The sequence below is a fragment of the Aeoliella straminimaris genome (assembly GCF_024054565.1).
Classification (GTDB): Bacteria; Planctomycetota; Planctomycetia; order Pirellulales; family Lacipirellulaceae; genus Aeoliella; species Aeoliella straminimaris.
On sequence record NZ_JAMXLR010000020.1, the window covers coordinates 97,785 to 123,243 of the forward strand.

Consider the following 25,459-nt stretch of genomic DNA (forward strand, 5'->3'; position numbering starts at 1 on the left):
GTGTAAGATTCCCACAACGAAATGCGTAGAACGGAATTCATTTCGTTGGGAGGACATCTAGAAGAGGCAACGGAATCAACTCCGTTCTACGACCCTACTTCGCCGCCCGCACGTTCGTCAGTTCCACCACCACTGGGTTCGGCCATTTGTGGTCGTTGTAAAGTCGCTGTGCCCGCACGACGGAGATCGACAGGCCCTCGGGCGTCTGTTCGAAGCGGGCCTCGGCGTCGGTGTCGGGCGAGTATTCCACGATGCGGCCCGTCTGACCTAGCACGCGGATCTCGGTGTCGTCGGTGGCGGCTACGCTCTTCAGCACAAACTTGCGGCGACTGCCACGCTTCCAATCGGGGATGCCGGTCAGGATGGCGTACACGGTATCCGCGTCCTTGGCCTTGGTGAACCAGATGCCCTCTTCGTTGGCCACCACCCAGGGCCGGGTGTTGTAGATCGCTCGGCCGTTGACCGCCATCCACAGGCCCACTTCGCGGAGCCGGGCTTCCTGCTCGATCGGAATCCGGCCGTCCGGCATCGGGCCGACGTTCAACAGCAGCGCGCCGCCCTTGGCCCGCGTTTCCACCAGCATCTCGATCACCTTGGTGCCCGATTTGTAGTCTTCGTTGGTGGGCTTGTACTGCCACTGGGTACCCATTGTGAAGCACGACTCCCACGGCCCGTCGGGCGCCTCGCCCGGGATATACTGCTCGGGCGTTTCGATGGCCCCGCGGGTGATCAGGCAATTGGGCTGCAGGGTCCAGGCGACCTCCTTTACCGGTTTCTCGCCGGCGCCGTCGATGAACAGTACGTCCACGTCGCCGTAGTTGCTGTACAGCTCCTCGCACTGGGCCTTCAGGTACTTTGCCATGGGCTCGTGCTCGTTAGGATCAAAGGGCAACTGTCGGCGACTCACCTCGTAGCCATTTTGATTCAGCCACCAGAAGTCTTCGGGCGAAAAGTAAAACCCCACGTCCAGGCCTTGCCTCCGCACCGCGTCGGTGTACTGCTTCACGATGTCCTGGCCATACGGCGTGTTCATGATGTTGAACGGCGTGGTCTCCGTGTCCCACATGCAGAAGCCACTGTGATGCTTGGTGGTGAACACCACGTACCTGGCCCCGCTGATCTTCGCCAGCTCGGCCAGCTCATCCGCATTCCAGTGGCGAGGATTGAACGTCTTCGGTAACTCGTTGAAAAACCAGTTGGTGTATTCCTCGTCGGCCCCCACCAGGCTGTGACTGATCACGCTGCCCACCTGGCTATCGAGGCTCCAATGCACGAACAACCCAAAGCCCGCGTCCTGCAGCCACTCCAGACGCTCGGGACGGTTATCGAGCTTATCGCCTGTCGCATCCGATTGGGCAGAGGTTGACTGTGCGTGAGCAACGAGCAGAACGCTCGCAATCGTGCACGAAAGCAGAAATCGAGTAGACATGTTCATGTCGCCTGTGTTGAGAAGAGGTTCGTGGACGTGTGAATCTCGCCCCTCTATTGTCCGCAGGATCGAACCGCTGTAATTCAGTCAACAGAACTCGGTGACTCCGTTATTTCGGAGTCGGAGAACGGAGTGTATTTCGTTACCAGGATCATCTCGGCGGCTAACGGAACAGATTCCGTTTTCTAGTGCACCGCCGGCAGATACTTTTCTATCAGCGTTTCGGCCGCCCGACGGGCGATGCCGACCACGTTGCTGGTGGGCGACAATTGATGGGTGATGAGCGCCCCTTCGATGATCATGTCCACTTCTTGGGCCAAGGCAACCGGATCGAGCGCGCCGGCTTGCTCGGCAAGTTCTTCCAGGAACTTCACGCCATCGGCCTTCGCCTGCAGCGCCGTTTGATGCGCTGGGTGATGAGGCTGGGGGAACTCGACCGCGGCGTTGATGAAGATGCAGCCGTGGTACTCTGGGGCCTGCATCACCTGTTCCATCACGTCGAACATTGCCAGCAGCTGCCCGCGCGGGTCGGTGCCCGCAATCTGCTGCAGTCGCTCGCGCTGTTCCTGGCTCCACCAGCGATGATGCTCCTCGATCACGGCGCAGATCAGGTCGTCCTTGCTTTCGAAGTGGTTGTAGAAGGTTTGCTTCGAGCAGCCCACTTCGTTCAGCACGCGATCGAGGCCCACCGTCAAGAACCCTTCACGATAGAAGATCTCGTGCCCTGCCTGGACGAGTTTTTCGCGGGTCGTGAGTTCTGGCATCAGCGACGATTCCTGCGAGTTGATTCGAGTGATAGCAGACTTGACCACAAGTCAACCGAACTGGACTCCGAGTAAATTGTCCTGCTTGGCAGCGTTTTCTAGTCTTAACACATCGCCCGATGGGCGGGGGCCAGCGGTTGTCGTAAGGCCTCTCACTATATCACGAACACCCCGAAACCTTCAGGAAAAACTCTATGTCTGCCTCGATTCCGGCTACTTTGGCCCCCAGCGAAAACAGCGAGGAAGCGGGATTCGACGCCGCGCGGCACGAGGCTTTCGGCCAGCGCGTGGTCGGCATGCTCAACGATGCCTCGCTGACCTTCATGCTCAGCATCGGGCACCGGACCGGTCTGCTCGATGCGATGCGTCGGCTCGATCGTCCGGCGGCCACCCACGAAATTGCCGACGAAGCTGGGCTCGAAGAACGCTACGTCCGCGAATGGCTCGGCGCGCTGGTAACCGGTCGTGTCGTCGAGTACTGCCCCGAAACTCGCACTTACAGCCTGCCCGCCGAGCACGCCGCCTGGCTGACCCGCGCGGCCACGCCCAACAACATGGCGGGCGTCATGCAGTTCATGGCGATGTTCGGCAAGATCGAAGACCACGTGCACGATTGCTTCCAAAACGGTGGAGGTGTGCCATACGAGCGATTCGAGCGCTTTCACGAAATCATGGCCGAGGAATCGTTTCAAACGGTCGTCGCGGCGCTCGACGACTATGTGTTGCCGCTGGTCGATGGGTTGGTCGAGTCGCTGGAACGTGGCATCGACGCCGTGGACGTTGGCTGCGGCCGCGGGCTGGCGCTGATGCACATGGCCGGGCGGTTTCCCAAGTCGAACTTCGTTGGCTACGACTTTTCGAACGAAGCAATCGAATGGGCCAACGACGAAGCGGCACGGCGGGGACTAAGCAACATTCGCTTCGAGGTCCGCGATGCAGCGAAGCTGGACGACCAGGGGCGGTTCGACGTCGTGTTCGCGTTCGACGCCATTCACGACCAGATCGATCCGCATGCAATGCTGGCGGGCATCTCCCGGGCGCTGAAGAACGATGGGTTATTCTTGGCGCAGGATATCCGCAGTTCGAGCCACCTGGAAAAGAACCTGGAACATCCCGTGGCGCCGTTTCTCTACACCATCTCGACCATGCACTGCATGACCGTTTCGCTCGCACACGCGGGCTGCGGACTCGGCACCTGCTGGGGAGAGGAGCTAGCTTTGAAGATGCTCAAAGAGGCGGGCTTCCATGACGTGGTCGTCCATACCCTCGAACATGATATCATGAACAATTATTATGTCTGCCGGAAGCAGTAGCCAAAGCACCTGGCACGGTGCTTTCCGAACTCGCATTATGGAGGATCCCAGGAATGTATCGGCCTTCGATTATCGTTTTGCTCGCCTGTCTGGCCGCGAGCGGTTGTTCGACAAGTTCTTCGGTTCCCGATGTCGGCGGTGCCAGTGGTGTCGTCACCTGGAGCGGAAACCAAGCAGGCCAACCCGGTGTCGACCGGGGTACCGTTTTTCACTGGGGAAGCCTGTTTGTCATCTGGACCGACGCTCCCACTGGGGGTGGTGGCAGTACCAGCAGTAACATGCAGGGCGGATCGTGCACGGGACAGTTAATTGGCGCCAACGGCGAGGTGTTGAAGTTTACCTGCAAGACAAGCGATGGGAAATCGGGAACGGCGACCATTGCCGGGCAATCCTATGACCTGCAGAAAGGCAGTCTCTTTCTCGCCGTAGCCGACGACGACGGCTGGCAAGTCAAGCAATTGAACCGAGACCTTCAAGAGGTGCCCCTGAACAAGCAAGGCCTCCGTAAGTTGGCTGAAAGCGACGAAGAGATCCAAGAGTTCTTCGGCAGCGCGGCATCGGGCGAGTGATGGATCGTGGTTGTCGCGTGCAAACCAACCGCAGGTTGCTTAAACTGAGCGGGACGCGTCGCCCGTCTTTGAGAACGAACGTTCCTCCAGTAAGCACTAGGGTTGCTCATGGCTGTTTGTCGCTTTCGTATCGTATTGCACTTGGTGTCCTGCGTTTGCGTGTTCGCTGCCGCCAGCGCCCAAGCGCAGCCCACGCAGCGCGGCGGCGGACTGCATGGCTACATCGGCTATCAAGCCTCACAGCCGGACGATCGCGCCGAGTATGGCTATGGCATGGGGTTCTACTCGGCGGCCTGGACACTGGTCGACAAGCCGCTGGCCCATTTTCAGATCGGTTTGGCCAGCGGATGGATCCTGCCCGACAACCGCGACAACAAGGATCAGCCGCTCGCGCCCGAGGGAACGCTCGCGCGGAAGTGGAAGGAGCGCGGACCGACCTGGGCGTCGGTGTTTCAGACGGTCGAGGGCGGCTTGGGCTACTGGCGGGGCAATCGCTTTCGCTACGGCCCACCCAAGTTCAGCATGAATGGCACGCCGCAGTGCTACGACTACGAAGTTGGCTCGCCGGGCTGGTCGTTCTTCTACGACACCGAGGCCCTGCCCGACAATCGGCTGGGCATCGCGCAACTGAGTAACCGCCTGCTGATCCCTCCCGACGCCCTGCCCTTCGCTGGCGATCCGGCGGGGCGATTTTTTGGCTACACCTACATGGCGTTGCCCTTCACCGACCCGGTACCCTCGACCAACGGCCGCGCGCCGGTGGGCGACAAGGCCTGGACCTGCTTCATCTCGACGGCGAACTTCAAAGGCCCCATTGCCTATTACATCCCTGAGACCTGGAGCAAGATCGCCGACTTGTTCGACGAACCTTTCCTCTATGGGCGAGGGCTCGACTCGCGGCCCGGATTGATGGGCGGTGGGGCGATGGAGATCAACACGGTTCCTCAAATCGTGGCGTCGGACGATAAGGGAGTGAACTACTCGAAGATCCCCACGCTGCGTTTTCCCATCGACCAGAGTGGCCGCGCCGTGCTGGTGCAGGACGTGACCTACTACTCGCAGGACGCGCTGTACGACGATTTCCTTGCCTGGCGACAGGGCGGGGATGCGCCATCCGGGCAATTCGATGGTAGCGGCGCTTTCGTCGCCAAGCTCAGCACACGGACGCCCGGCTTCGATCAGGATCAAACCCCCATGCGGGGTGTGGCCGACACGTTTGATACGCAGGTGTTCGACGACAACACGTGGGGCCTGGTGTGGAAGCCGGAAGGCGACGCCCCCGCGGGGCAGTTTCCGCAGTACTATCGCCACGAAGAGGGAGTCCGCGTGGCCGTCGCCCCCGCCGACGTGCCCAGCGAAACCGGCTTGCACGATGCCGAGTTCAAGCTGGCCACGCCCGGTGAGCCCTTCACCTTCTCCCAGACGCCAGCCTGGACCACGCCGGGCGCGGCGACAGAGCCAGTGCAGGTGACGCTGGGTGATGGCTCGCTGGTCACCTACGCCTGGTATCGTTTTGTCGACCAACCGAGTTTCCAGCAGTACCACTGGAGCGACGAAAAGAAGGCCGCGCTGCAGGCGTTCGTCGAGCAGATTCACCGCGCCTGGCCCATCGACCGCGACTACATGGCGCCGCCCACCTCGGGTGAACTCGTCTCGCTCGACCCCGCCCTGTTAGTGGAACCCCCTGCTGGCATGGAAGTCGGCTATGTGCCGATCGTGTTGCGGCAGGAAGCGGATTTTACCCATCAGAACAACCGACCCTGAAAGTGCCTCCCATGAATTTCAACCGCTTATTGGGTGGGCTGGTCTGCCTGGCTCTGATGCCGGCGTTGGTCTGGGGAGCACCCGACACGCTGCAATTGCGTATCGGCAAACTACCGGCCGCATCGAAGGCATCGCTGGACGACCTGCAAAGCCGCCCGTTCATCACCGCGCACCCGGGTTGGTACTCCTGGTGTCCCAGTGTGTTGCAGGCTGCCGATGGTAAGTACCACATGTTTCATGCACGGTGGCCGCAGTCGCTGGGGTTTCTCTCCTGGCTGACCCATTCCCAGGTCGTGCATGCCGTGGCGGATCGGCCGGAGGGTCCCTACACGGAGGTCGGTGTAGCCATCCCGGCGACGGGTCCTGGTCGTGGCGACTGGTTCAACGCGCACAACGCGAAGATCAAACGCTTCGGCGACACGTACTATCTGTATTTCATTCAGACGAGAGGCGACAGCTTCGCCGTGGATGGTGAAGCCAAACGCGTGGCGATGGCTCGCGTGGGCTATCGGCATCCGTTGTGGATGAACGAAGCAAGGCCCAACCAGCGCACGTTTGTCGCCACGGCGAAATCGCTGGATGGTCCTTGGAGCATTTCTCCGGATCCAATCATTCAGCCGGCCAAGACCATTACCACGCTCACCGTCAATCCGGCGGTTTGCCAGGGACCGGACGGGACCTACTTCATGATCGTCAAGGGCGACAAACCGGGCAGCCGCGCTCGCAATCAAGCCTTGGCCATCGCCAACAGCCCGGTAGGGCCCTGGACGATTCAGGACGCCCCCGTGATTGACGACCTGGATACGGAGGACGCCTCGATCTGGTACGACCAGACCCGAAAGCGGTTCTACGCGGTGTTCCATGCGCGCGGCTTCCTTGGCATGATGACCTCCCCAGATGGATACCACTGGGAGAAGGCGGCCCAGTACAAACTGACTCCCAAAGAGATCGTGTTCGACGACGGGACCACGTGGAAGCCTGATCGCATGGAACGCCCGTTTGTTCTCACCGACGACCGCGGCCAGCCTCAGCAGCTATTTGTCGCCTGCAAGCGGGGTGACACGTCGGTGAACGTCTGCCTGCCCCTGTTCGCGACGGAGGACGAGTAGTCGCAGGCGACATTCGTTCTACGAGCTAGATCGCCTTATTCGCGAAGTAAATTGCCAACCCCACCATGGCGAGCGTAGCGATCGCCAAGGCGAACAGGATGGGGGCGGCCGACGGCTTCTTACGGCGACGACGGATGGTACGTCTCGGCCCGATGGTGGGCAATTCGGTCGGTTCGTTACTCGCCGCCGCTGGGGGCGCGACGCGCGCGGCGCTCGTGGGTGGGGGAATGACCTGCGTGGGGGGAGCGGTGGGCGAGGCTGGCTTCGCAGGTGGCGCTGCGGGCGGCTTGGGCTGCAGCGCCTGGCGTAGCTTCGCGTCGTATGCTTGCTTGAGCTTCGCGTTCAGCAGACAGACCCGCACCTTGGCCAACTCGTTGAGTAGCTCCTGCGAGTAGGAGCCATAGCGCCCAGTGGCAAAGCCTTTGACGTGCCCCATCTGACGATCGGCGGCAGCGGCGATCACATCTGGGTCGTCCTCGAACTCCGACAGCCCCAACAGGCGGTAGTGGTTGGGTGGCTGCTCCGACGGCGGGATGCCGAGCCATTTGTGATAGGGATCGAATTCGCTGGTGGCTGGTTTGCTCATCGCTGCCGCTGGGGTGATGGCCTGCCGCTACCGGGCGGGCGTCGCCAGGTTGCCGATACGCAGGTCCGTTTTATTCGATACCCCCTATGGTTTGCAGGGTTCTCAAATCTGGCACGTGCCGCGCGGGCCAGTGGCGCCGGCCGTGGCGAGTTTTCCGGATCGGCCCAACAAATCGGCGCGGCTCTTCGCCACCGGAATCGCTATAGGGCGAGTAATTGGAATTGCTCTAGATTATTATGGTATCAGCCGGCAAATTCAGCCGCAACGCGAAGTGCTTCGCAAGGTGGCTTGGTTGGCGGAACTTGCCCGCTGCGGAACAGTGAACTGAACATGGCAAACATTATCCCCGTTGGAATCGACCTCGGCACTACCCTGTCGGCTGCGAGCTACATCGACGCCGAGGGGCGCACGCAGATGATCCGCAACAATGCCGGCGGCATTCTGACCCCCAGCGTGGTGCTGTTCGACGACGACGACATCGTGGTGGGGAACCCCGCATGGGAAGCGGCCCTCGAATTCCCGGGCCGTGTGGCCGAGAACGCCAAACGCGACGTCGGCGCGGCGCTCTATCGCTACAAAATTGTGGGGCAGCAGTACCCGCCCGAAGTGATCCAGGGCTGTATCCTCCGCCAGTTGCGTCACGACATCGTCGAGGCGCTCGGCGAGGACTTCCAGGCCGTGATTACGGTGCCGGCCTACTTCGACGAAGCCCGCCGCAAGATCACCGCCGACTCGGGCAAGATGAGCGGCCTGCCGGTGCTCGATATCGTCAACGAACCCACGGCCGCGGCCCTGGCCTTTGGCGAGCAGCTTGGTTACCTGTCGCCCGACGGCGCGCCCGAGGGGGAACTCAAGCTGGTGGTGTACGACCTGGGGGGCGGCACGTTCGACGTGACGGTGATGCAGTTGTCCGCTGGCAAAGTCCGCACGCTGTCGACCGACGGCGACTACGAACTAGGCGGCATTCACTGGGATGCCCGCTTGGCCGACCATGCCACCGACCAGTTCCGCGCGCTGTATCCCGATGCCCGTGAGTTCGACGATCGCGACAAGGCCCGCGTCCTGCGCGCCGCCCGCGGAGCGAAGCACGACCTGTCCGCCGTGCCGATGGCCACGCTCACCTTTGCGATGGACGGCGACGAGATGCGACTGCCGGTCACGCGGGAAGACTTCGAGATGCTGACCGCCGATCTGGTGGAGCGCACCGTGTTCACCACCAACCAGGCGGTCAAGGCGGCCGGCCTGCTGTGGGACGACATCGATCGGCTGCTGCTGGTGGGTGGATCGACGCGGATGCCGGCCGTCCGCAAGGCGATGCAGAAGATCTCCGGCCTGAAGCCCGACGATAGCGTGCATCCCGACGAAGCGGTAGCTCGCGGGGCGGCCGTGTTTGCCCGTTACCTGATGGGCGTGCGGGGCATCGACCAGGCCGTGCCGAAGCTCAAGGTGACCGACGTCAACTCGCACGGGCTGGGCATCGAAGGCGTGAACCAGGAGACGATGCGGACCCAGAACGTGACCCTGATTCCGCGCAACACACCGCTGCCGTTTACCGTGACCCGCAAGTTCGTCACCAAGACCGACAACCAGCGGAGCATCAAGATCCAACTGCTGGAGGGTGAGAGCTCGCTGCCCGACCAGTGCTCGCCGCTAGCCGTGGCCGCGCTCAAGCACCTGCCGCCCGGCCTGCCCGCCGGCACTCCAATCACGGTCACTTACAACTACGATTCCAGCGGCCGGTTATCGGTCAACGCGTCGGTCGAGGGAATGGGCGACCAGGCGCAGATCGAGCTCGACCGCGTCCGCGGATTGCCCGAGCACCGGGTCGAACGGTGGAAGAAGGTCATCTGCCGCGACGGCGGTTACGAGGACTTCGAGGAGGCCGTGGCGGCGATGATCCTCAGCGACGAGGAGGTGCACTCGGCGTCGGCCAAGAAGATCAACGAGCCCCAGCCAGCGCCAGTCGAACGCAAGAAGCAAACACTCGAGCCGGCCGTGCACAGCGGCGCCCCCCAGGCGGCATCGGATCGCCTGCGCAACGAGAAACAGCACGCCAAGGCGGCTGCTGGCGCATCGCAGCGGAAACCCCAGCCAAGACCCCAGCCCGTCGCCAAGCCTCAACCGAAGAAGGAAAAGGACGAGCTGTACTGGGGCGAACAAGACACCGACGAAGAGAAGTCGTCCTCGCAGGTGGGCATCATCCTCGGTTCCTGCGTGGCCGTGTTCCTGGGCCTGATGGTACTGTACTACGGGGCCTGCCTGATCTTTCCCAGCCTGAACGTGCTGCGCTTGCCCCTGCCGGGCGCCGCGTCCGCGGCGGAGAGTTTGTCGATGTGGGTGTAGGAGGACGGGATTGTCCGCACGACCTGACATCGCAACCAAGTGTAGAACCATGACTGAGAGATACCCTGCGGTGGAAGGTGAGAGCTTCCTCGGTCAGTTGCGAAACGCGATAAATACCAACAAAAAATCGCTAAGATATCACGGCACTTGGCAGCTTGAATTTGATGATGAGACCAGTGGGGTAGCAGATTGGCTTAACTGGCACTTTTTCACCGCTAGTAAGCTTGATTTTGTGTTTCAGTTTGACAGTGAGCGCGGGCTGACTGTACTTGTCCGAAGGAAGATGGCCTCTCGCAAGTTATCAACTTTGGTTGAGACCGAACGATTGACGCTATTGGGGCCTGCTCGTGAAGTGGTCCTCGCCTGCAAGAAGGTGATCGCTGATTCTCCCACATGGACGATGAAAGACGAGCAACACCAGTACAACTATGTGATTGACTGCTTCAAGGATGTGAGTGTGAAGATTTACCGGACCTGATAGCAGCCGCGGTACGCAAATGTCTGGGGGCTCGCGGAGCTCGACCCCAGGCACCTGGCGTCCGCGGCGGAGAGTTTGTCGATGTGGGTGTAGGGGAAGAGATGGGGGGCGTGTTTAATCCAGCAGACGCTGTGGGGACCTGTCGGCGGTCCCCTATACTCGCCAGAAGCATGCAATCACCTCGAAACCTACGCCTGTCGTTGATCTCGCTCTTGCTGCTCGTCGTGCCCGCCAGCTTCGGAGCGTTGTGGATTCGGTCTGTCGCTGTAGAGCAACGTCCTATCAAGTGGCAGAAATTCACTTCGGATGCCGTGTCCATGCACTTGCGCGACGGCAGAGACGTATTGGTGTTCGCTAGTCCGAGTTATCACCCTGAGTCCGGCTTGGCCGTCTTGGCGTTGGGTGATCCTCGAATCCGCCGGGCGTTCAACTCCGGGGACTTCGTGGCGCTGATACTCGAGTACGACGATTGGCAAGGAAAGGAGATTCGGACGCTCTTTCATGAATTCGGTCCCACCAAAGCGCCGTTCGTTGTGCTCTATCGATCTGAAGACAGCCCGACGTCTATCCGCCCCATCTCAGCCGACGCGGTACTCCAGCATCTGCCAGAGACATTTCGCCCGCCCTACGGTGTGCTGTTTGGCGTTAGCATCGCACTGTGGGGTGTCATATGGGTTATCGGCGCGAGTCGCGGCACTGGGGGCTTACACGATTCGACTCCAGCCACGCCGACGCCAGATTGTGAAGACTCCGCGCAGAATGTCAAATCCAGTCGGCGAGATTTGTAAGCTAGCGGGGCTTTCCCACCCCTCCATCACCCGTCCTGAATCGATTTTCCCATGTCTGGATTCGGTCTCCGCGTTTTTGCTTGTGTTGCGGTTGGTTTCTCCACGCTCACGGCGGTCCGCGGCCATGAACCGGCGGTGCTCGCAGTCGGCGACGGGCAGTCGTGGTACAAGGGCAACATGCACACCCATTCGCACCCGTGCGGTTGGGCACGCTAAATGTCGGCCGCCAAGTCAGAGAAGGGATGGTTGCCGACCACAATTGCGCAGCGGACGAGATGACCGAAGACGGGTACACCGCTGTTGGTCGAACGGCGGCCCAACACGACGCTCGCCTCGGATATACGGGCGCGAAGACTTTAAGATGCTTACGAGATATGCCTTATTGATTGCTGCGCATTCAACCGGTTGTTAGGCGAAAGCGATATCGAACCAGTATGCAAGCGATGGCGCTCCAAGCATAGATGCCCGTCATTGGTTCCGGCACTGCCGTAAACGCGAACACGCCGTTCGGGTTGCTGATAATCAGCAGGTTCTCATCCAGGGCGATCGCACCTGTGATTCCGTCAGAGTTCCACACCGATGACCGGTCGATCAGGTCGATCGCATGCACACTGTTTCCTGAATTGACAAACGCGTAGCGATCGGTCAAGACAACGTTGCCCGATAAGTTGCTTCCAGCCCAAGTCCAGGATGTCTCGCCGTTGAACTGATCGACAACGCGTAAGACGTCAGCTTCGGGAACGAACACCAACCCATTCCCTACGGCAGGATTTCCGGAGAATTCACCTCCAATCTCCCACGCAATGGTCTGTTCGGAAAGATCGAAGCTTACTAGCGTTCTACTTCCAGGATAAGCGGGGTGGTTGTTGTAGGTTAGGGCGAGTGCGTCCTCATGTCCGCCAAGCACTACACTCTGTAACTGACCGTAGAAAGTTCCGGAGGAACTCGGATGGAGAATGGTTGCACTGCGTGATCCAGTATCTCGATCGACAACGTAAAGCGATCCCGTGCTGGGACCTGGACTTGCAGATGCTTCCCCCATGTAGACATAGACATTCTCCGAATCAGCGGCAGGTATCCAGCCATACTGCTGATTTACCTTGTGAAACCAGCGTGATTCGCCGTCGACGCCATAGGCGTCGAGCCCGCCGTAGTAGCCCCCCGCTGCAAATACGGCATCGCCTTCGATTGTCGGTCGACTTCCGCTTGACCACTGGCCTGAGTGCGTTGTCCAAAACTGCTGCTCACCAGTCTGCGTGTCTAACCCAACGAGAGCTGGGTAATCTATTGGAAAATCCGAGCCGCTACTCCCAGAGTGCCCCCAGTGGTGAATGAATACGGTATCTCCTTGAACCGAAGGAGCTGAGACTCCATCGTGCGAGTTCGCTGGAATTGGTATCTGCCACACTTGACTACCAGTATCGCCGTCGTAGCGTCCAACAAGATAGGGGCCGCTAAATCCATATCCGTCCAACATCGTTGCGTAAACGTCACCGTCGACAATCGCAACACCGCGGTCTCCCGCCCTGGCCGAGTAATCGGGGGCATCGATTGACCATGCTGGTTCGAGAAGTCCTGCATGGATCGGACTATTCACGTAACCGGTGTGCTGAGCATTCCCTTGAAACTGCGACCATTGACCCTGCGCCAACGAACCTAAACTCAGCAGCAATGCGGTGCATGTGCACCGTATCGAAAATCGTTCTAGTGACATAGCGAACGCTTCCTATTCGAGTTGAACTCGGGTAAGTACAACGACACCGCTACACAAGGGGCGGTGTAGCCTGACAATAGGTGGGCAGTAATAGAATGGGTCCTCCCCAATAAGTGCACCCATTATCAGCGCAGCCTTCGGTGGCCGCAAGGCTTGCGACCCGATCTAGCGTGAATCGGGGAGTTAGAGAGAACTTAAAAGGACACTGGTGAAAGAAGACTTTCGACGCGTTATAGATGGATTGCACGAGCGGCCTTCGGTCGCACCCGTGCGATCAACTTGTTGGCCTGCCTGCAGCATCAACTTTCTTACGCATCGCCAAAATGGTGGAAAGAAAGATAAGTCCAACAGAAGCCAATTGGGAAGCGTTGGGCTCGGGGACATTGCGATAGAGCATTAACCCGGAGGTGCTCGCACGTCTGAACTCACTCGCTGTCAACGAGGTAAGTAGCCCGGCCTCGGAGCCTGAAAGTCGATCATTGAAAAACGCGAATGGATGCCATGATACCCCGTCCGGAGACGTGATGGTATCACTAAGGAATCCGACAGAGACGCCGCGACTGCCTGGTGAAAGAAAGCCTGAAGTCCGGCCAATCAAATCGAGCAAACTGCTAACGGCATCGCCATTCACTGCAACGTCCAAGGTACTCGTATCAATCCCCGCGGACTGGGCAAACTCCGTCACGTCCTCAATATTCGCCCAGGTGAAGCCCTCAAACATTCCGCCCGGCTCCAACTCCAACGCCACATCTTCGACGAGATAGTTCGGCGGAAAATTGATCCGTAGCGTCTGGCTCAAATCAAGCCACTCCCGCTGGTTCACCGTGTCATAGGTGAGCAGCCCATCGCCGGGCGCCCGCCAGTCGCGCTCGATGACGGCGGCGAAGCAGGAACAGGAGAAGGCCAACAGTAAATTGACAATCAACAGCAAGAGACGCGTCATGCCTCGCCTCCGCTCCGGTGTGAAACCCCATAAACAAGGACTGGTCCAGCCAAACCCACGACCAGTAACGCAAAAGCGTTGGGCTCTGGGACATTGCGATAGAGCATTAAACCTGAGTTCGGCGGACGTGCAGTATCGCCAACATTGGTTCTCAAGGCGAGTCCAGCACTTGCACTTGATGGCAAGGAGGCAAAAAGAGCGTAAGCTGGAGCTGGACTGCCAAGCGATGAAGGTAGGGTGTCGTTAAGAAATCCCACCGAGTATGAATTGTTAACTGATGTTGGTCCAAAGGTAGGGCTTAGCAGGTTAACTGCGATTCCAGCAGCGGCGCCGTTCACACTATAGTCCAAAGTGGTGGTATCGATCCCGGCGGACTGCGCAAACTCCGTCACGTCCTCAATATTCGCCCAGGTGAAGCCCTCAAACATTCCGCCCGGCTCCAACTCCAACGCCACATCTTCGACGCGATAGTTCGGCGGAAAATTGATCCGTAGTGTCTGGCTCAGATCGAGCCACTCCCGTTGGTTCACCGTGTCATAGGTGAGCAGCCCATCGCCGGGCGCCCGCCAGTCCCGCTCGATCACGGCACCCCACGAGCAAGGTGGAGACAGTGCCAGGAGCACTAGAAATATCAGGCAAGTAGCCCGTGAAAAGTCGACAAGCATAGTGACGCGTCGTGATGAGGGGCCGCGAAGATCTTCACAATAGATTAGTTGTCCATTGATAGCCAAGTCAACCAAATCCAAAGGTCGCGTTTGTCAACCGAGGAGTTAAGGTGGCAGGCGCGGGCGTCCACCTTCTTCTAGCGATTGTGCGCGCTTGCGCGGTGTTGCATCGAATTCCACAAAACGGCGGGTGTAAAAACTTCGCCATTGAAATCATCCCGACATGTGATCGAATGGAGATGCGTAGCATTAGGTATTACCTGAAAGGACCGTGAGGAGGATGAGCAAGCTAGTGGCCGACGAGCCAGGCGACGTCGGAAATTAGGTTTTGGTCGTTTTGGCGCGCATGGGGTGTCCAAAACCCTGGGAGTATTGGTCATGGCGGATTCTGTAACTCGTTTTCCTGCAGCAGGTTAGGGTGTTGACCGGCGACAAAACGGCTGGGGTTTTGGGCCCTAGAATCGCCATCCGTTGTGGCGCCCCAAAACCAGCGAAACTCCCCCTGGCAAACTGAGCTGTCGCAATGGGTCGCGGAGGTCATACCGTTGCATCGCCGCGGCGGGGTTTTATGCTGGAAACTTCTCCCTGAGGTCCACACAGGAAGCTGCCCATATGAGCGGTCGCGAGTCGCCATCGTCGCTATACAACGAGCAGCAGCTCGATGGGGTGTGCGACCGGTTCGAGCAGGCCGCCAAGAAGAGCCAGCAGCCGGCGATCGAAGACTACTTGGGCGAGGTGGCGGAAGAGTTGCAGCCCGAGTTGGTGCGTGAGCTGTGGGCGATTGAGTGCCACTACGCCACGGACATTGGTCCCGACGAGATTGAGCAGGCGTTTCGCGAACGGCATCCCGAGCTGGTGTCGCTGGTGGCCGACATGACGTTGGTGGCGCCCGTCGGCGACGACTCGGATCGCACCATCGAGGCGCCGCGGTTGGCGACGGGTTCGGCGGCCCTGCATATTCGCTGTCCGCATTGCAGCAACCCGGTGGAGCTGCTGCCGGACGTGCCGGTGGACGACGTGTCGTGCACGAACTGTGGCAGCCACTTCAGCCTGGTGGACGACTCGAGTTCGTATAGCTCGGCGGGTCCATCGCTCAAAACGTTGGGGCGGTTCGAGCTGCTTGCGCGGTTGGGCGTGGGTGGGTTCGGCACCGTGTGGAAGGCACACGATACCGAGCTCGACCGAGTGGTGGCGGTGAAGATTCCGCGCAAGGGGAACCTAAGCACGATGGAGGTCGAGCACTTCCTGCGCGAAGCTCGTGCGGCGGCTCAACTGCGGCATCCGAACATCGTGCCGGTGTTCGAGGTGGGTCGCGAAGAGAACACCGTGTTCATCATCAGCGAGTACGTGCTGGGCGAGTCGCTGGCCGACTGGATGAAGTCGCAACGCCGCTCGGTCGACGAGATCGCACGCGTCTGCATTCCGGTGACCGAAGCCCTGGCCGAGGCTCACGCGGCGGGCGTCGTGCATCGCGATTTGAAGCCATCAAACATTATGATCGACAACTCGGGCAAGCCGCGGCTGATGGACTTCGGCCTGGCGAAGCGAGAGATTGGCGAAGTCACCATGACCATCGACGGGTTCGTGGTCGGTACGCCAGCCTACATGTCGCCCGAACAGGCTCGCGGCGAGGGGCACTGGACCGATCGGCGGACCGACATTTATTCGCTGGGCGTGATGCTATTTCACCTGCTGACCGACGAGCTGCCGTTTCGTGGCTCGCCCGCCATGCAGATTCAAGCCCGCCTGACGAGCGATCCGCCGCAGCCGCGATCGCTGGACCCGAGTGTGCCCCGCGATCTGGCGACGGTGTGCCTGAAGTGCATGGAGGTCGATCCCAACCGGCGCTACCAGACAGCCACCGAGGTGGGCGACGAGTTGCGGCGATGGCTGGACGGCAAGCCGGTGCTGGCCCGACCCCTGCCGGCGGCCGCCCGCGCGTGGCGATGGGCCAAGCGGCGACCGGCCCTGGCAACGGTATTACTGCTCGCTGCGTTACTGGCGATTGGTGGCCCCACAGCCGCAGTGTGGCTCGAAGCGCAGCGCCGCGAGATCGCCCGCCGATTGGACGAACGCAACACGCTGGTCAACCAGCGAGAAGCCGACCGGCTCGAGTTACAGCAGCAGGTGGCCTCGCTCGAACAGCGGCTGGAACTGCTGAAGGGCAACATGCCCGAGGGCGCCCAGGTCGAGGCCTGGCGCGCGGGCCTGGTACGGTCTCTGCTCGACGCGCGATACGATCAGTATGTTTCGCAGCTTGGTCAGATGGAGGATCAGGCAGCGGCGGCCGAGTTGCACCTAGCCCTGGCCGATCTGCTAGTGAGTGCCGATCGCCAACCCCTGGCGGCCGAACACTATCGCGCGGCGTTCAAGAGTCTTGGCGGCAGCGGCAACCAACCGAAACAGATTGAAGTTGGCCTGGTGCTGGCGCACCTATTGGAGTCGACCGGCGACAAGCCCGCGGCGCTCGAGGTGCTCGACCAGGTGCAGGAGTTGCTCGACGGAGTGGCTACCATCCCGAGTGTCGAACAGGCGATGTTGCGGGCGTCGCTCGAGCAGAGTGGCGAGGACCGAAGTGCCTCGGTGATGCAGGCGGGGCAGTCGCGACTGGAGGTCGAAGCCGATTGGCCGACCGAAGTGCAGGATTTGGCGAAGCTCCGCGATCAGCTACTACCACGCAGCAGGGGGCCATGATTCAACGTTGGACGATTTCCTCGCCATTGCGCGAAGCCATGGCGTAGAGCACTGGCAGCGATATGTAGTCGTTGAGCCACTGCACGGAGCCATCGGCCAGCAGGAACTGCACTCCGCCTGGATGCTGGCTGGCGAACTCCAGGTCGTTGAGCAACATGGTTCGGGCGCCGCCATCGGGGACGTTGCGATCCTCGAGGTTGTAGCCGAACTCGTCGTGGCTGGCATTGAGTGGGTAGACGATGTTTTTGGACGAACCCATACAGACTTTGGTGTAGTTGGGCACCGAGCCGGTCCAATCGCCGCCGTACAGCCAATCGCGAAAGACGTAGAGCCGTTCGCCCACCAACAGGGTGTGGGCGGTGCCGTCGGTGATGTGCGAGATCCGCACTCGGCTGTCGGGGAACAGCAGACCATTGCGACGGACATCGCCACAGCGAGTGTCCTCCAGGTCCCAGGTGTCGGCGGCGTTTACCTCACCGGCCACGCCGGCATAGTGAGCCGCTTTGAACTCGCCTTCGGGGCGAGGAGCAGAGGGGCACAGATACAGCACCTGCTGGTAGGTTCCCGGCAGGCGGTTTTGTGCTCCGCCGTAGAAGTTGTCGCTGGGGTCTTCGACCACACCGATGTCGTCGTACAGAGCTTGCTGTTCCGAATAGGGCAGCAGGAGTACCCGCCAGGAAACGCTGGGCAGGTTTCGCTTGGCGTGCATCATCATGCCCGGCGGCAGCGCTCCGCGAGCATTGTGGTACTCGTGCATCGCCAGGCCGATTTGTTTGAGGTTGTTCTGGCATTGCGAGCGGCGGGCCGCTTCGCGAGCCATTTGCACCGCGGGCAGCAACAGCGCAATAAGAACCGAGATGATCGTAATGACCACCAGCAGTTCGACCAGCGTGAAAGCAGCGCGTTTGCGGGTCATGTTTTCCGCCAGCGGGCCACCACCAGGCACGCCAGGGCCAGCAAGGAGAGTGAACCAGGTTCGGGAACCGTGATGCCCAGCAACACCTGTTGGGCGTAGATTGCAGCGGAGCCTTCCATCAGGGCGATCATTTCGTCGATGTCGTCGAAATCGAGATCGCCGTCGTAGTCGGTGTCGCCAGTAATGTCGGCCGAGATACCAATGATCCCCCCGCCATCGAGTGGCGTCAACTCGTAAGCTTCACGATCGCGTAGTGCTAGCACGAACAGATCGACGTCGAGTTGGTCGAAATCGTCGTCGCCGTCCATATCGCCCACCGCATGACCAACGATCGAGGCGTAGTAAGAACCAAACCCGTACTCGACGCCAGCGTAGGTGCCGGGCGGCAGACCGATGACTTCCAGGTTGCGAAAAGCCATGCCCTGGCCAACATCCTGGGCGTGGACCACTTGTTCGATCCGCGTGCCGACGCCGAAGGTTTCGAAGCCGGTTAGATCGACCTGCAGCACACCACCGAACGAGGCGGTTCCTTCGATCAGCAGTTGCTCGTACTCGCCTTGATTGTCTGAAGGCAAATCGAGCGACAGGCGGGCGCCGGGCGATTGGGTGTAGTCGCCTTCAATGGTCAGTACGCCGCCCCTGGAGCCGGCAGGTTCTTGAATCTCGAGCAATCCGCCGGGAAGCAACTCGACGCCACCGATCACCTGCCCCGTGCCGATGAGCGTGCCGGCCACCAAGGCGCTGTTTTTGCCAGTTTGGATGCGACCATTGTCCATCAGCACGGTTCCTTTGGAGCCAACCAGCAACTCGCCCGTGAACAGCGAGCCCTGATTCACCAGCTCGAGCCGTCCTTCCTCATCGATCTTGGTGCGGATCGTCGAACTGAGATGTCCGCTGTCGGAGACCTCGACGATCATGGGGAGCAGTCCGCCTTGGATGACGAGTTCATGAGCTGTCGCAGGTTGGAAGCCTTCGTTGGGACCGCCAATCACTCGCAGTCGCCGCGTCGCGAAAGGACTGTCGTTCGTGAGCATCAGGCTGTTGGTCGAGTTGGGCACCTCGCCCTGGGTCCAGTTCTCAGGGTTTTGCCAAAGGCTCGTGGGAATCTGTCCCGTGTAGTTGTTGTCGAACCGCGGGCTAACGAACTCCGCACTCACCAATTGATCGTCGCGCCGTAGCTGGACCGCCACATCTTCCGGTGGGGCGACGGGAAAGAAGATGGATCGAAACCGTTGTTCGATGGTTTGTGCTTCGAGAAACTGGATGGTGTCGCCCACGGCCGGTTGATACCCGTTGATCAGTTGCAGCTCGACGCTGCCTTCCAGCATGGCGTTGCCGGCGATCTGGTACAGGTCGTAGTCGACCCCCGGCAAATTGGGGCCGGCAATGCGAACCGGCAGCGTGTCGTTGGGCGAGAGCTCGAGATTGGGCAACTGGAACACCTGCTGAGCAGCAGCCCCACTCGCAAGCACCAGCCACACGATGCCGCAGACCGCTGCCCACCGCATCGCACATGGCTGTGCGCGGAGTGGGAAGATCGGGCTGGGTGTAGCGGCGGTCATTCCACTCACGCTTTGTAGGGGGTGGTGCTCTTCGTTAGTAGGGGGGAGCCGGAGCAGGACGCATCTCGTTGATCCTAACCGTCCTGCCAGGCTAATCAAGAAAAGCACTGCTGGTCCGCCACAATTTCTGTACTTTCTTGCAGATTGTGTTTACACTCGGCGCGGTAGGTCGCCCAGCGAGCTTGCCATCTGCTGTGTGGTTACTGCCCCCCTCCCTGGTGCTATGCGTAATTCACCTTCATTGCGGGCAATTTTACTGCTTAGTTTGCTGGCCAATGGGCTATCGGGCGGCTGGGCTGCGGCTGCGCCCGCACGGTTCTGGATTTCGACCGATGGCGAAGACCCCGGCACGCCGGGCGTGGCACGAGCGGTGGCCGCCTCGGGCGTCGCCCGCCGACTGTATATTTGGGCCCAGCCCCGCACGACCGCGGCGGGCGAGTGGAACGCTTCGACCAACCCGTTTCTCGAACTACAGAACGTCTCGCTGAATGTGCTCTCGCCTCAGACCACGTTCAGCATCGATTCGACTAACATCGAAGTTCACAACCCGACGCTAACCTCGGGCAATCCTCGATTCGCCGATGTGAACGACTCCAGCACCGGACTCAGCGAGGCACCGGGCACCAGTCCCGGTCTATACGATTATCCACCTGCCCCATTTCTTCAGGGATTGCTCGGGCTGCAGGGGTATTCTGTACCGGCGACAGATGGCGATGGCTTCGGCGGCACATGCGACTCGCTCGATACGTATTGCGGAACCACTACAGATGGCAGCCCCGCTTGGTTGTTTGCCTCGTTCTCGCTTACCCCCACGGCAAGTAGCGGAACCATCGAGTTTTCTCTGCAGGTGGGAGTGAATGGCATGAGCCACGTGGGCGAGTCGTCCAGCGCCATGCAGGTTGAGTTTGGGGTCGATACGCTGGGGCTGGCACCTGCGGCCTATGATCCTTCGATCGATCGCGAAGTGACCTTCGTCGAAGACGACCGCGACGCGGTACTGTCGCTGGCTGGCCCTGGCGACTACAACGCGGACGGCACGGTCGACGAGCTCGACTTCGCGGTTTGGAAGGTGCAGTTCGGATCCAAGACATACGACGCTGACGGCAATGGAGATGGCGATGTCGATATCGCCGATTACACCGTGTGGCGCAACCACCTGGCGACTGCCCCCGCGGCTATCTCGCACAGTCAAGCAGTGCCGGAGCCGAGAACCGCGGCCTGGTTGTTGCTGACGATCACTTCCCTTGTTCGACTTTCTGGAGCCACGCCGTCCAGTAGCGACGGATGAGTCCCGTCTTGCGTTCCACCGTGCGGGGCGAAAGTTCCAATTGCTGAGCGATCTCCTGAGTCGAGTGGCCCGCCAGCTTCAGCTCCGCAATCTGTCGCAGCACCTCGTCGGGCAGTTCCGCCATCAGCAGATTGCACTGTTCGCTGAGCTCCACCAGCGAGGCGGGCGTGATCTGCTCGTCCACGAATTCCAGCGGGGCTTGCTGGCTGTCGGTGCCTGCTGACCCCGAATTCGCCTGCCGACCTCCACCTCGCTTGGCGGCCGTTTGGCGTTTGTGCAGATTGATCGCTTTGCGGGCCGTGATCTTCGCCAAGAGCGGCCACAGCCCGTTGCGGTCGGTCAGGTCGGGAAACTGCCCCTGGCGAACCCGCACGAAGAAACTGCCCAGTGCACTGACGGCCACGTCTTCCTCGTCCTCCACCGCCCGAGGCAGATCGCCCAACTTGGCCCTGGCGAGTGCTTGCAAACGCTTGAAGTAGCGGGTCCACAGTTCTTGCTGTGCGATGGTTTGCTCGCCAACTCGCAGGTCGGCAATCCACTGAGTGACGGAGACTTCGCTAGCTTCGTGCATCGATGGAACTCGCAGAGTGGGCATGGTTTTGCGTCTCCATTATGGGGTGGTGGGGCACTTTCGGTCCACCAACAGCAGGCCGCCGCGTGTTGAGGGTCACGCGGCGGCCCGGTTCTCCCCCTTCCCACACGCGTGCGATACTCAGCGGCGTTTCATCCGGGCCAGTCCGGCCAGAGTGGCCGCCGCCATGAGCAGCATCGAGCCAGGCTCCGGCACCGAGGTGGGACTAGCCGCCATGATCGGCATCGGGCAGACGTGCCCGAAGTTGCTCTTCCATAGACCGTAGTCAGCGGAGTCGACCACACCATTCAGATAGCCGTTCATGGAGATGCTCGTCTCGTCGGTCGACCCCAGGTTGTTGCGCCACACGTTGTAGTCCGCGAGATCGACGGTGCCATCGGCGTTGAAGTCGCCAGGGCAAGGGCCGACAGGAATCTCTTGCTCCTGCCCGATGGCCTCCAGGGCGTTAATGTCGAGCACGCTGTAGCCATCCTCCTGGTCTTCGAGCTTGAACTGCAACTCCTGCAGGGCATAACCCTGGTCCCACACGTGCCCGCCGTGCTCCAGGAAGCTGACGCCCTTGATGCTGTCGAGCACAAACAGCTCGCTGCCCGTGGCGTAGTAACCGTCGGGATCGACGTCGTCCACAATCTGCCGAATGCTGAAGACAATGGTGTCGCGGGGTTCGTCGTCGCGGATGCCCTGTCCAAGCTGATCCCGCAGGTCCTCGTTATGCGGAGGCTGTGGCTCCAGATCGAACACATCGATTTCACCGGCCGTGTCGTACACCATCAGGGCATCGATATCGATGGCATTGCGACTTTCCTGGTTCTGGTGGGGTAGCATGGCGTGTCCCGGGATCGGCCCCAGTAGCGATTCCACCGCCGAGACGATCATCGCGTGCGACATATAGGGTGTTCCCGACGCGTTCCAGATGGACGCGCCCGTTTGAAAATCGAGTTCCAGCGAGTATTTGTCGGCGTCGCCTAAGAACACCTGACCGTCATCTTCTTGCTTGGGTGGCTCGGGACCCCACATCTCCACGCCGTCGACATCGTTGGAGAACTCCTCGGAGGGGGGAGGCATGCGATTGATTTCGCCAGCCTTTGCCCACAGCTCGTGAATCGATGCCCCTACATGAGCTCCCGCCAGTTCGACGCTCAACTCGCCGGCACCGCCAATTTGCTGTCCATTGGCAAGCGTTACCGGGCCGACACTCGGCATGCGAAACAGGTTCATGGGGCCTCCGGGGCCAGCAGGATACATGACGATTTCGTCGTCGTGCGAGTAGACGAGGTGAGCATCGTCGCGAACCACCTGGCGAAAGAGCCCATCCCGCGAGTTGGCCATGGCGTCGAGTTGCAGGTCGAACTCGTTCTGCTGTTGCGTGAACGAGTAGTCGAGCCCGTCCATCACTCCGCCGCTGCCATCCCAGTTGACGATCTGCTGTGGATCGCCGGTCGGGCCGATCACCGAAAAATCGCGGTCGTTGGAGTATTCCTTGCCGTACACCTCGTCGGGCCGCATGACGTTGGGCCCCGTGAGCGGCTTGCCAAACACCGGCACCGGTACATAAGGCACCGCGGCCTGGGCCGATGGCGAGAGAAGCAGAGTGAAAAGCGTCCCGTAAACCAGTAAGCGTTGCATCGACGATCTCCCTTGGTTGAGCCCTTCGCCTGGCAGAACTGCCGAAAAACGAGGCGAAGTGCATTGCTTGCAACAGGGAGATCAACAACCGGTCGGGGGGACCGCCAGGTTTTCTGGCATTACGGTCTCCCGCCTTGATAGCTCAGCTCAGTCGGCTGGGCGAGTCTCGATGGAGAGCGTTTGGCCGCTAGCAAGATCGGCATGAGGGACGAAGTAACCATCGATGGTCCGCATGCCGTAGCGGATGCGCTCGATCCGTGTCCCGAAGCCGCGCTTGACGATTTCAACGGTGGTGTCCCCCAGTCGCAGCTTCACCTCGTCGAAGATCGGCACCGTCACGATGTAGGCGGGATCGGCAGGCGAGTAAGGATAGAGTCCTATCGCGTTAAACACGTACCAGGCCGACATCTCGCCTGTGTCGTCCATGCCGCACAATGTGTTGCCACCCTCCATGCCGTAGAAGCGGTCCATGATGGTGTTCAGCAGTTTTTGCGATTTCTCGGGCTTGCCAATCCAGTAGTACAGGTAAGCGTAACCGTGGTCGGGCTGATTGCCGTGGCAGTACTGGCCGATGAAGCTGCTGACGTTGCGGGCGATGTGCTGCGGGTTCCAGGGTAGCGAGAACAGCTGGTCGAGTTGCTTCTCGAACGCCTCGTGGCTGGGATAGAGGGCCACCAGCCCTTCGGTGTCGTGCGGTGCGAAGAACGACGACTGCCAGGCATTCGCTTCGCGGTACATGTACTCATAATAAGGCTGCTGGGCGTCGAACGGTTCGACCCACTCGCCGCTGCGCAGGCGTCCCCGCATCAGTCCGGTCGACTCGTCGAACAGATTGGCATAGTTCTTCGATCGCTCCATCATCGTGTGATAGGTCTCTTCGTCGCCTAACTCGCGAGCTAGCAGCGCCACGGCATAGTCGTCGTAGGCGTATTCCAGCGTCTTGGTGACGCCGGCCTTGGCCCGAGTTTCGACGTGCGGATGGCGGGTGCGGCGCGTCGATATGTAACCGTTACGCATGTATTCGGTCAGATAAGGACGCGCCCGCCGGTTCTCTTCGGTGGCGCTACGCAGCATCAGCTTGTAGGCCGCCTGGACGTCGAAGTTGCGAATGCCGCGCAGGTACATTCCCGTGATGAAGGGAGCAGCATGGTCGCCGTGGAAGAACGTAGGCAAAAAACCGCTGATCTCGCCCCGGTCGACCATCGATTGAATCACGTCCGCAGCCACGTCGGGCGACAACAGCCCCAGCAGCACCAACTTGTTGCGATAAGTATCCCACAGCGAAGGCAGCGTGTAGTATCGGAAGCCCTTGTTGACGACGTTGCCCCGGTCGTCGGTGAACTGCCCATTCACGTCGCTCCGCAGGGCGGGCCAGAGGAAGCAGCGGTACAGACAGGAGTAAAACAGCTCGACCTGCCGATCGGTGCCGCCGGTGACGCGAATCTTCGACAGCTGTTGCTCCCAAGTATCGGAGGCCTTTCGCTTGACGCGGGCAAAGCTCTGGCTCGCCAGTTCGGTCTCCAGGTTCTCCTTAGCGTTGTCGACGCTGACGAACGACAAGCCGATCCGTATCTCCAGCGGCTTGCGAGACGGCTCGAAGGTCAGCACCCGCACCGAATGCTCGCGCCCTTGAACGGTATCGATGCTCGCAATCTTGTGATTCGCTCGGGCGTAGAAGTACACCTTCTCGCCCGCGCGCTGAAAACCTCGAAACGCGGAGTCGCCGTCCCGTTCGATCAGCGAATCGCGAACACGCTCGTTGGACCTCGCCAAGTCGGCGACGAGCTTCTTCTCCGTACCGGCAGGGAACGAGTAGCGATGCAGACCGCACCGCAGCGTGGTGGTCAGTTCGGCGTTGATGTCGTACCGGGCAAGTTTTACCTGGTAGTAACCGGGGCTGGCCGATTCGTGCTCGTGGCTGTACGCGGAGGCAAAGTCGTCGGCATCCACCTCACCAGTAACTGGCAGCAGCGGGATATGACACAGATTCCAATGCCCCTTGTTGGTATGGGTGAAGGCGAGGATCTTGTCGTCTTCATACTCGTAGCCGGCACCGCTGCCGAACTCGGTGATCGGGCTCAATTGCACCATGGCATTTGGCAGGCTGGCGCCAGGAAAGGTCAATCCGGCCCAAACCCGCCAAGGGGGGTCGTACCCAATTGTGGCCTCGTCGGTCAGGGGAGCGGTACCGAGGAAGGGATTCACGTGGTCCACCAGCTTCTCGTCGGCTTTGGTAGCCGAAAGACTCAGGCAAGCGAGAGCGACAACGAATAGCGAGCTATGCGGCTTCAACAGGTTTCCTCGGTTTGTGGCTTT

Annotated in this window: 21 protein-coding genes; 10 read left to right on the top strand and 11 right to left on the bottom strand. The window is 60.5% G+C overall.

Annotated features, from left to right (window positions below; genetic code table 11):
* Nucleotides 1-94 precede the first annotated feature (94 nt).
* Nucleotides 95-1,429, bottom strand: a complete 1,335-nt coding sequence (locus NG895_RS04730) for an alpha-L-fucosidase (protein WP_252851302.1) — start codon at nt 1,427-1,429, stop codon at nt 95-97.
* Between the two features lie 185 nt (nt 1,430-1,614).
* Nucleotides 1,615-2,193, bottom strand: a complete 579-nt coding sequence (locus tag NG895_RS04735) for a TetR/AcrR family transcriptional regulator (RefSeq protein ID WP_252851303.1) — start codon at nt 2,191-2,193, stop codon at nt 1,615-1,617.
* A gap of 194 nt (nt 2,194-2,387) precedes the next feature.
* On the opposite strand from NG895_RS04735, the gene NG895_RS04740 reads away from it, so the two are divergent.
* From NG895_RS04740 to NG895_RS04755, 4 genes are all read left to right on the top strand, one after another.
* Entirely contained in the window at nt 2,388-3,506 is a 1,119-nt protein-coding gene (locus tag NG895_RS04740; RefSeq protein ID WP_252851304.1) for a class I SAM-dependent methyltransferase, read from the top strand.
* A 53-nt stretch (nt 3,507-3,559) separates the two neighbouring features.
* Nucleotides 3,560-4,075: a hypothetical protein gene (locus NG895_RS04745; protein ID WP_252851305.1), complete on the top strand. Its 516-nt coding sequence runs from the start codon at nt 3,560-3,562 to the stop codon at nt 4,073-4,075.
* A gap of 108 nt (nt 4,076-4,183) precedes the next feature.
* Nucleotides 4,184-5,839 (top strand): hypothetical protein, encoded by a 1,656-nt coding sequence (locus tag NG895_RS04750; RefSeq protein WP_252851306.1) that lies wholly within the window; start codon nt 4,184-4,186, stop codon nt 5,837-5,839.
* Between the two features lie 11 nt (nt 5,840-5,850).
* Nucleotides 5,851-6,948 carry a glycoside hydrolase family protein gene (locus NG895_RS04755; protein WP_252851307.1) on the top strand — a complete coding sequence of 366 codons (1,098 nt, stop codon included), beginning with the start codon at nt 5,851-5,853 and terminating at the stop codon, nt 6,946-6,948.
* Nucleotides 6,949-6,973: 25 nt separating this feature from the next.
* Here NG895_RS04755 and NG895_RS04760 read toward each other — a convergent pair whose 3' ends face one another.
* Complete coding sequence (locus NG895_RS04760; protein ID WP_252851308.1) at nt 6,974-7,534, bottom strand: hypothetical protein; 561 nt, start codon at nt 7,532-7,534, stop codon at nt 6,974-6,976.
* A 330-nt stretch (nt 7,535-7,864) separates the two neighbouring features.
* Between NG895_RS04760 and NG895_RS04765 the strand changes: the two genes are divergently transcribed.
* From NG895_RS04765 to NG895_RS04780, 4 genes are all read left to right on the top strand, one after another.
* Nucleotides 7,865-9,877 (top strand): Hsp70 family protein, encoded by a 2,013-nt coding sequence (locus NG895_RS04765; RefSeq protein ID WP_252851309.1) that lies wholly within the window; start codon nt 7,865-7,867, stop codon nt 9,875-9,877.
* Nucleotides 9,878-9,926: 49 nt separating this feature from the next.
* Nucleotides 9,927-10,355: a hypothetical protein gene (locus NG895_RS04770; protein WP_252851310.1), complete on the top strand. Its 429-nt coding sequence runs from the start codon at nt 9,927-9,929 to the stop codon at nt 10,353-10,355.
* 170 nt (nt 10,356-10,525) lie between these two features.
* A complete protein-coding gene (locus tag NG895_RS04775) occupies nt 10,526-11,143 on the top strand; it encodes a hypothetical protein (protein ID WP_252851311.1) in 618 nt (205 codons plus the stop codon).
* Between the two features lie 51 nt (nt 11,144-11,194).
* Nucleotides 11,195-11,359, top strand: coding sequence for a hypothetical protein (locus NG895_RS04780; RefSeq protein ID WP_252851312.1), 165 nt, complete (start codon nt 11,195-11,197; stop codon nt 11,357-11,359).
* Nucleotides 11,360-11,540: 181 nt separating this feature from the next.
* On the opposite strand, the gene NG895_RS04785 is transcribed toward NG895_RS04780, so the two are convergent.
* The 3 genes from NG895_RS04785 to NG895_RS04795 all read right to left on the bottom strand — a co-directional run bounded on the left by NG895_RS04785 (nt 11,541) and on the right by NG895_RS04795 (nt 14,465).
* Nucleotides 11,541-12,740, bottom strand: a complete 1,200-nt coding sequence (locus tag NG895_RS04785) for an outer membrane protein assembly factor BamB family protein (RefSeq protein WP_252851313.1) — start codon at nt 12,738-12,740, stop codon at nt 11,541-11,543.
* 391 nt (nt 12,741-13,131) lie between these two features.
* Nucleotides 13,132-13,800, bottom strand: coding sequence for a hypothetical protein (locus NG895_RS04790; RefSeq protein ID WP_252851314.1), 669 nt, complete (start codon nt 13,798-13,800; stop codon nt 13,132-13,134).
* Nucleotides 13,797-14,465, bottom strand: coding sequence for a hypothetical protein (locus NG895_RS04795; protein WP_252851315.1), 669 nt, complete (start codon nt 14,463-14,465; stop codon nt 13,797-13,799). The genes NG895_RS04790 and NG895_RS04795 overlap by 4 nt, the downstream gene beginning before the upstream one ends.
* Before the next feature lie 612 nt (nt 14,466-15,077).
* Between NG895_RS04795 and NG895_RS04800 the strand changes: the two genes are divergently transcribed.
* Nucleotides 15,078-17,159, top strand: coding sequence for a serine/threonine-protein kinase (locus NG895_RS04800; protein ID WP_252851316.1), 2,082 nt, complete (start codon nt 15,078-15,080; stop codon nt 17,157-17,159).
* Between the two features lies 1 nt (nt 17,160).
* Here NG895_RS04800 and NG895_RS04805 read toward each other — a convergent pair whose 3' ends face one another.
* Nucleotides 17,161-18,075, bottom strand: coding sequence for a DUF1559 domain-containing protein (locus NG895_RS04805; RefSeq protein WP_252851317.1), 915 nt, complete (start codon nt 18,073-18,075; stop codon nt 17,161-17,163).
* Nucleotides 18,072-19,637: a hypothetical protein gene (locus tag NG895_RS04810; RefSeq protein WP_252851318.1), complete on the bottom strand. Its 1,566-nt coding sequence runs from the start codon at nt 19,635-19,637 to the stop codon at nt 18,072-18,074. The genes NG895_RS04805 and NG895_RS04810 overlap by 4 nt, the downstream gene beginning before the upstream one ends.
* 223 nt (nt 19,638-19,860) lie before the next feature.
* Here NG895_RS04810 and NG895_RS04815 point away from each other — a divergent pair, with 223 nt between their 5' ends.
* Nucleotides 19,861-20,925 carry a hypothetical protein gene (locus NG895_RS04815; protein ID WP_252851319.1) on the top strand — a complete coding sequence of 355 codons (1,065 nt, stop codon included), beginning with the start codon at nt 19,861-19,863 and terminating at the stop codon, nt 20,923-20,925.
* On the opposite strand, the gene NG895_RS04820 is transcribed toward NG895_RS04815, so the two are convergent.
* The 3 genes from NG895_RS04820 to NG895_RS04830 form a co-directional block, all read right to left on the bottom strand.
* Nucleotides 20,873-21,520 carry an ECF-type sigma factor gene (locus tag NG895_RS04820; RefSeq protein WP_252851320.1) on the bottom strand — a complete coding sequence of 216 codons (648 nt, stop codon included), beginning with the start codon at nt 21,518-21,520 and terminating at the stop codon, nt 20,873-20,875. The two genes, NG895_RS04815 and NG895_RS04820, sit on opposite strands and share 53 nt — an antisense overlap.
* A 117-nt stretch (nt 21,521-21,637) precedes the next feature.
* On the bottom strand, nt 21,638-23,143 hold the full coding sequence (locus NG895_RS04825; RefSeq protein WP_252851321.1) for a PEP-CTERM sorting domain-containing protein: 1,506 nt from the start codon (nt 23,141-23,143) through the stop codon (nt 21,638-21,640).
* A 147-nt stretch (nt 23,144-23,290) separates the two neighbouring features.
* A complete protein-coding gene (locus NG895_RS04830; protein WP_252851322.1) occupies nt 23,291-25,435 on the bottom strand; it encodes a GH92 family glycosyl hydrolase in 2,145 nt (714 codons plus the stop codon).
* Between the last annotated feature and the right edge of the window lie 24 nt (nt 25,436-25,459).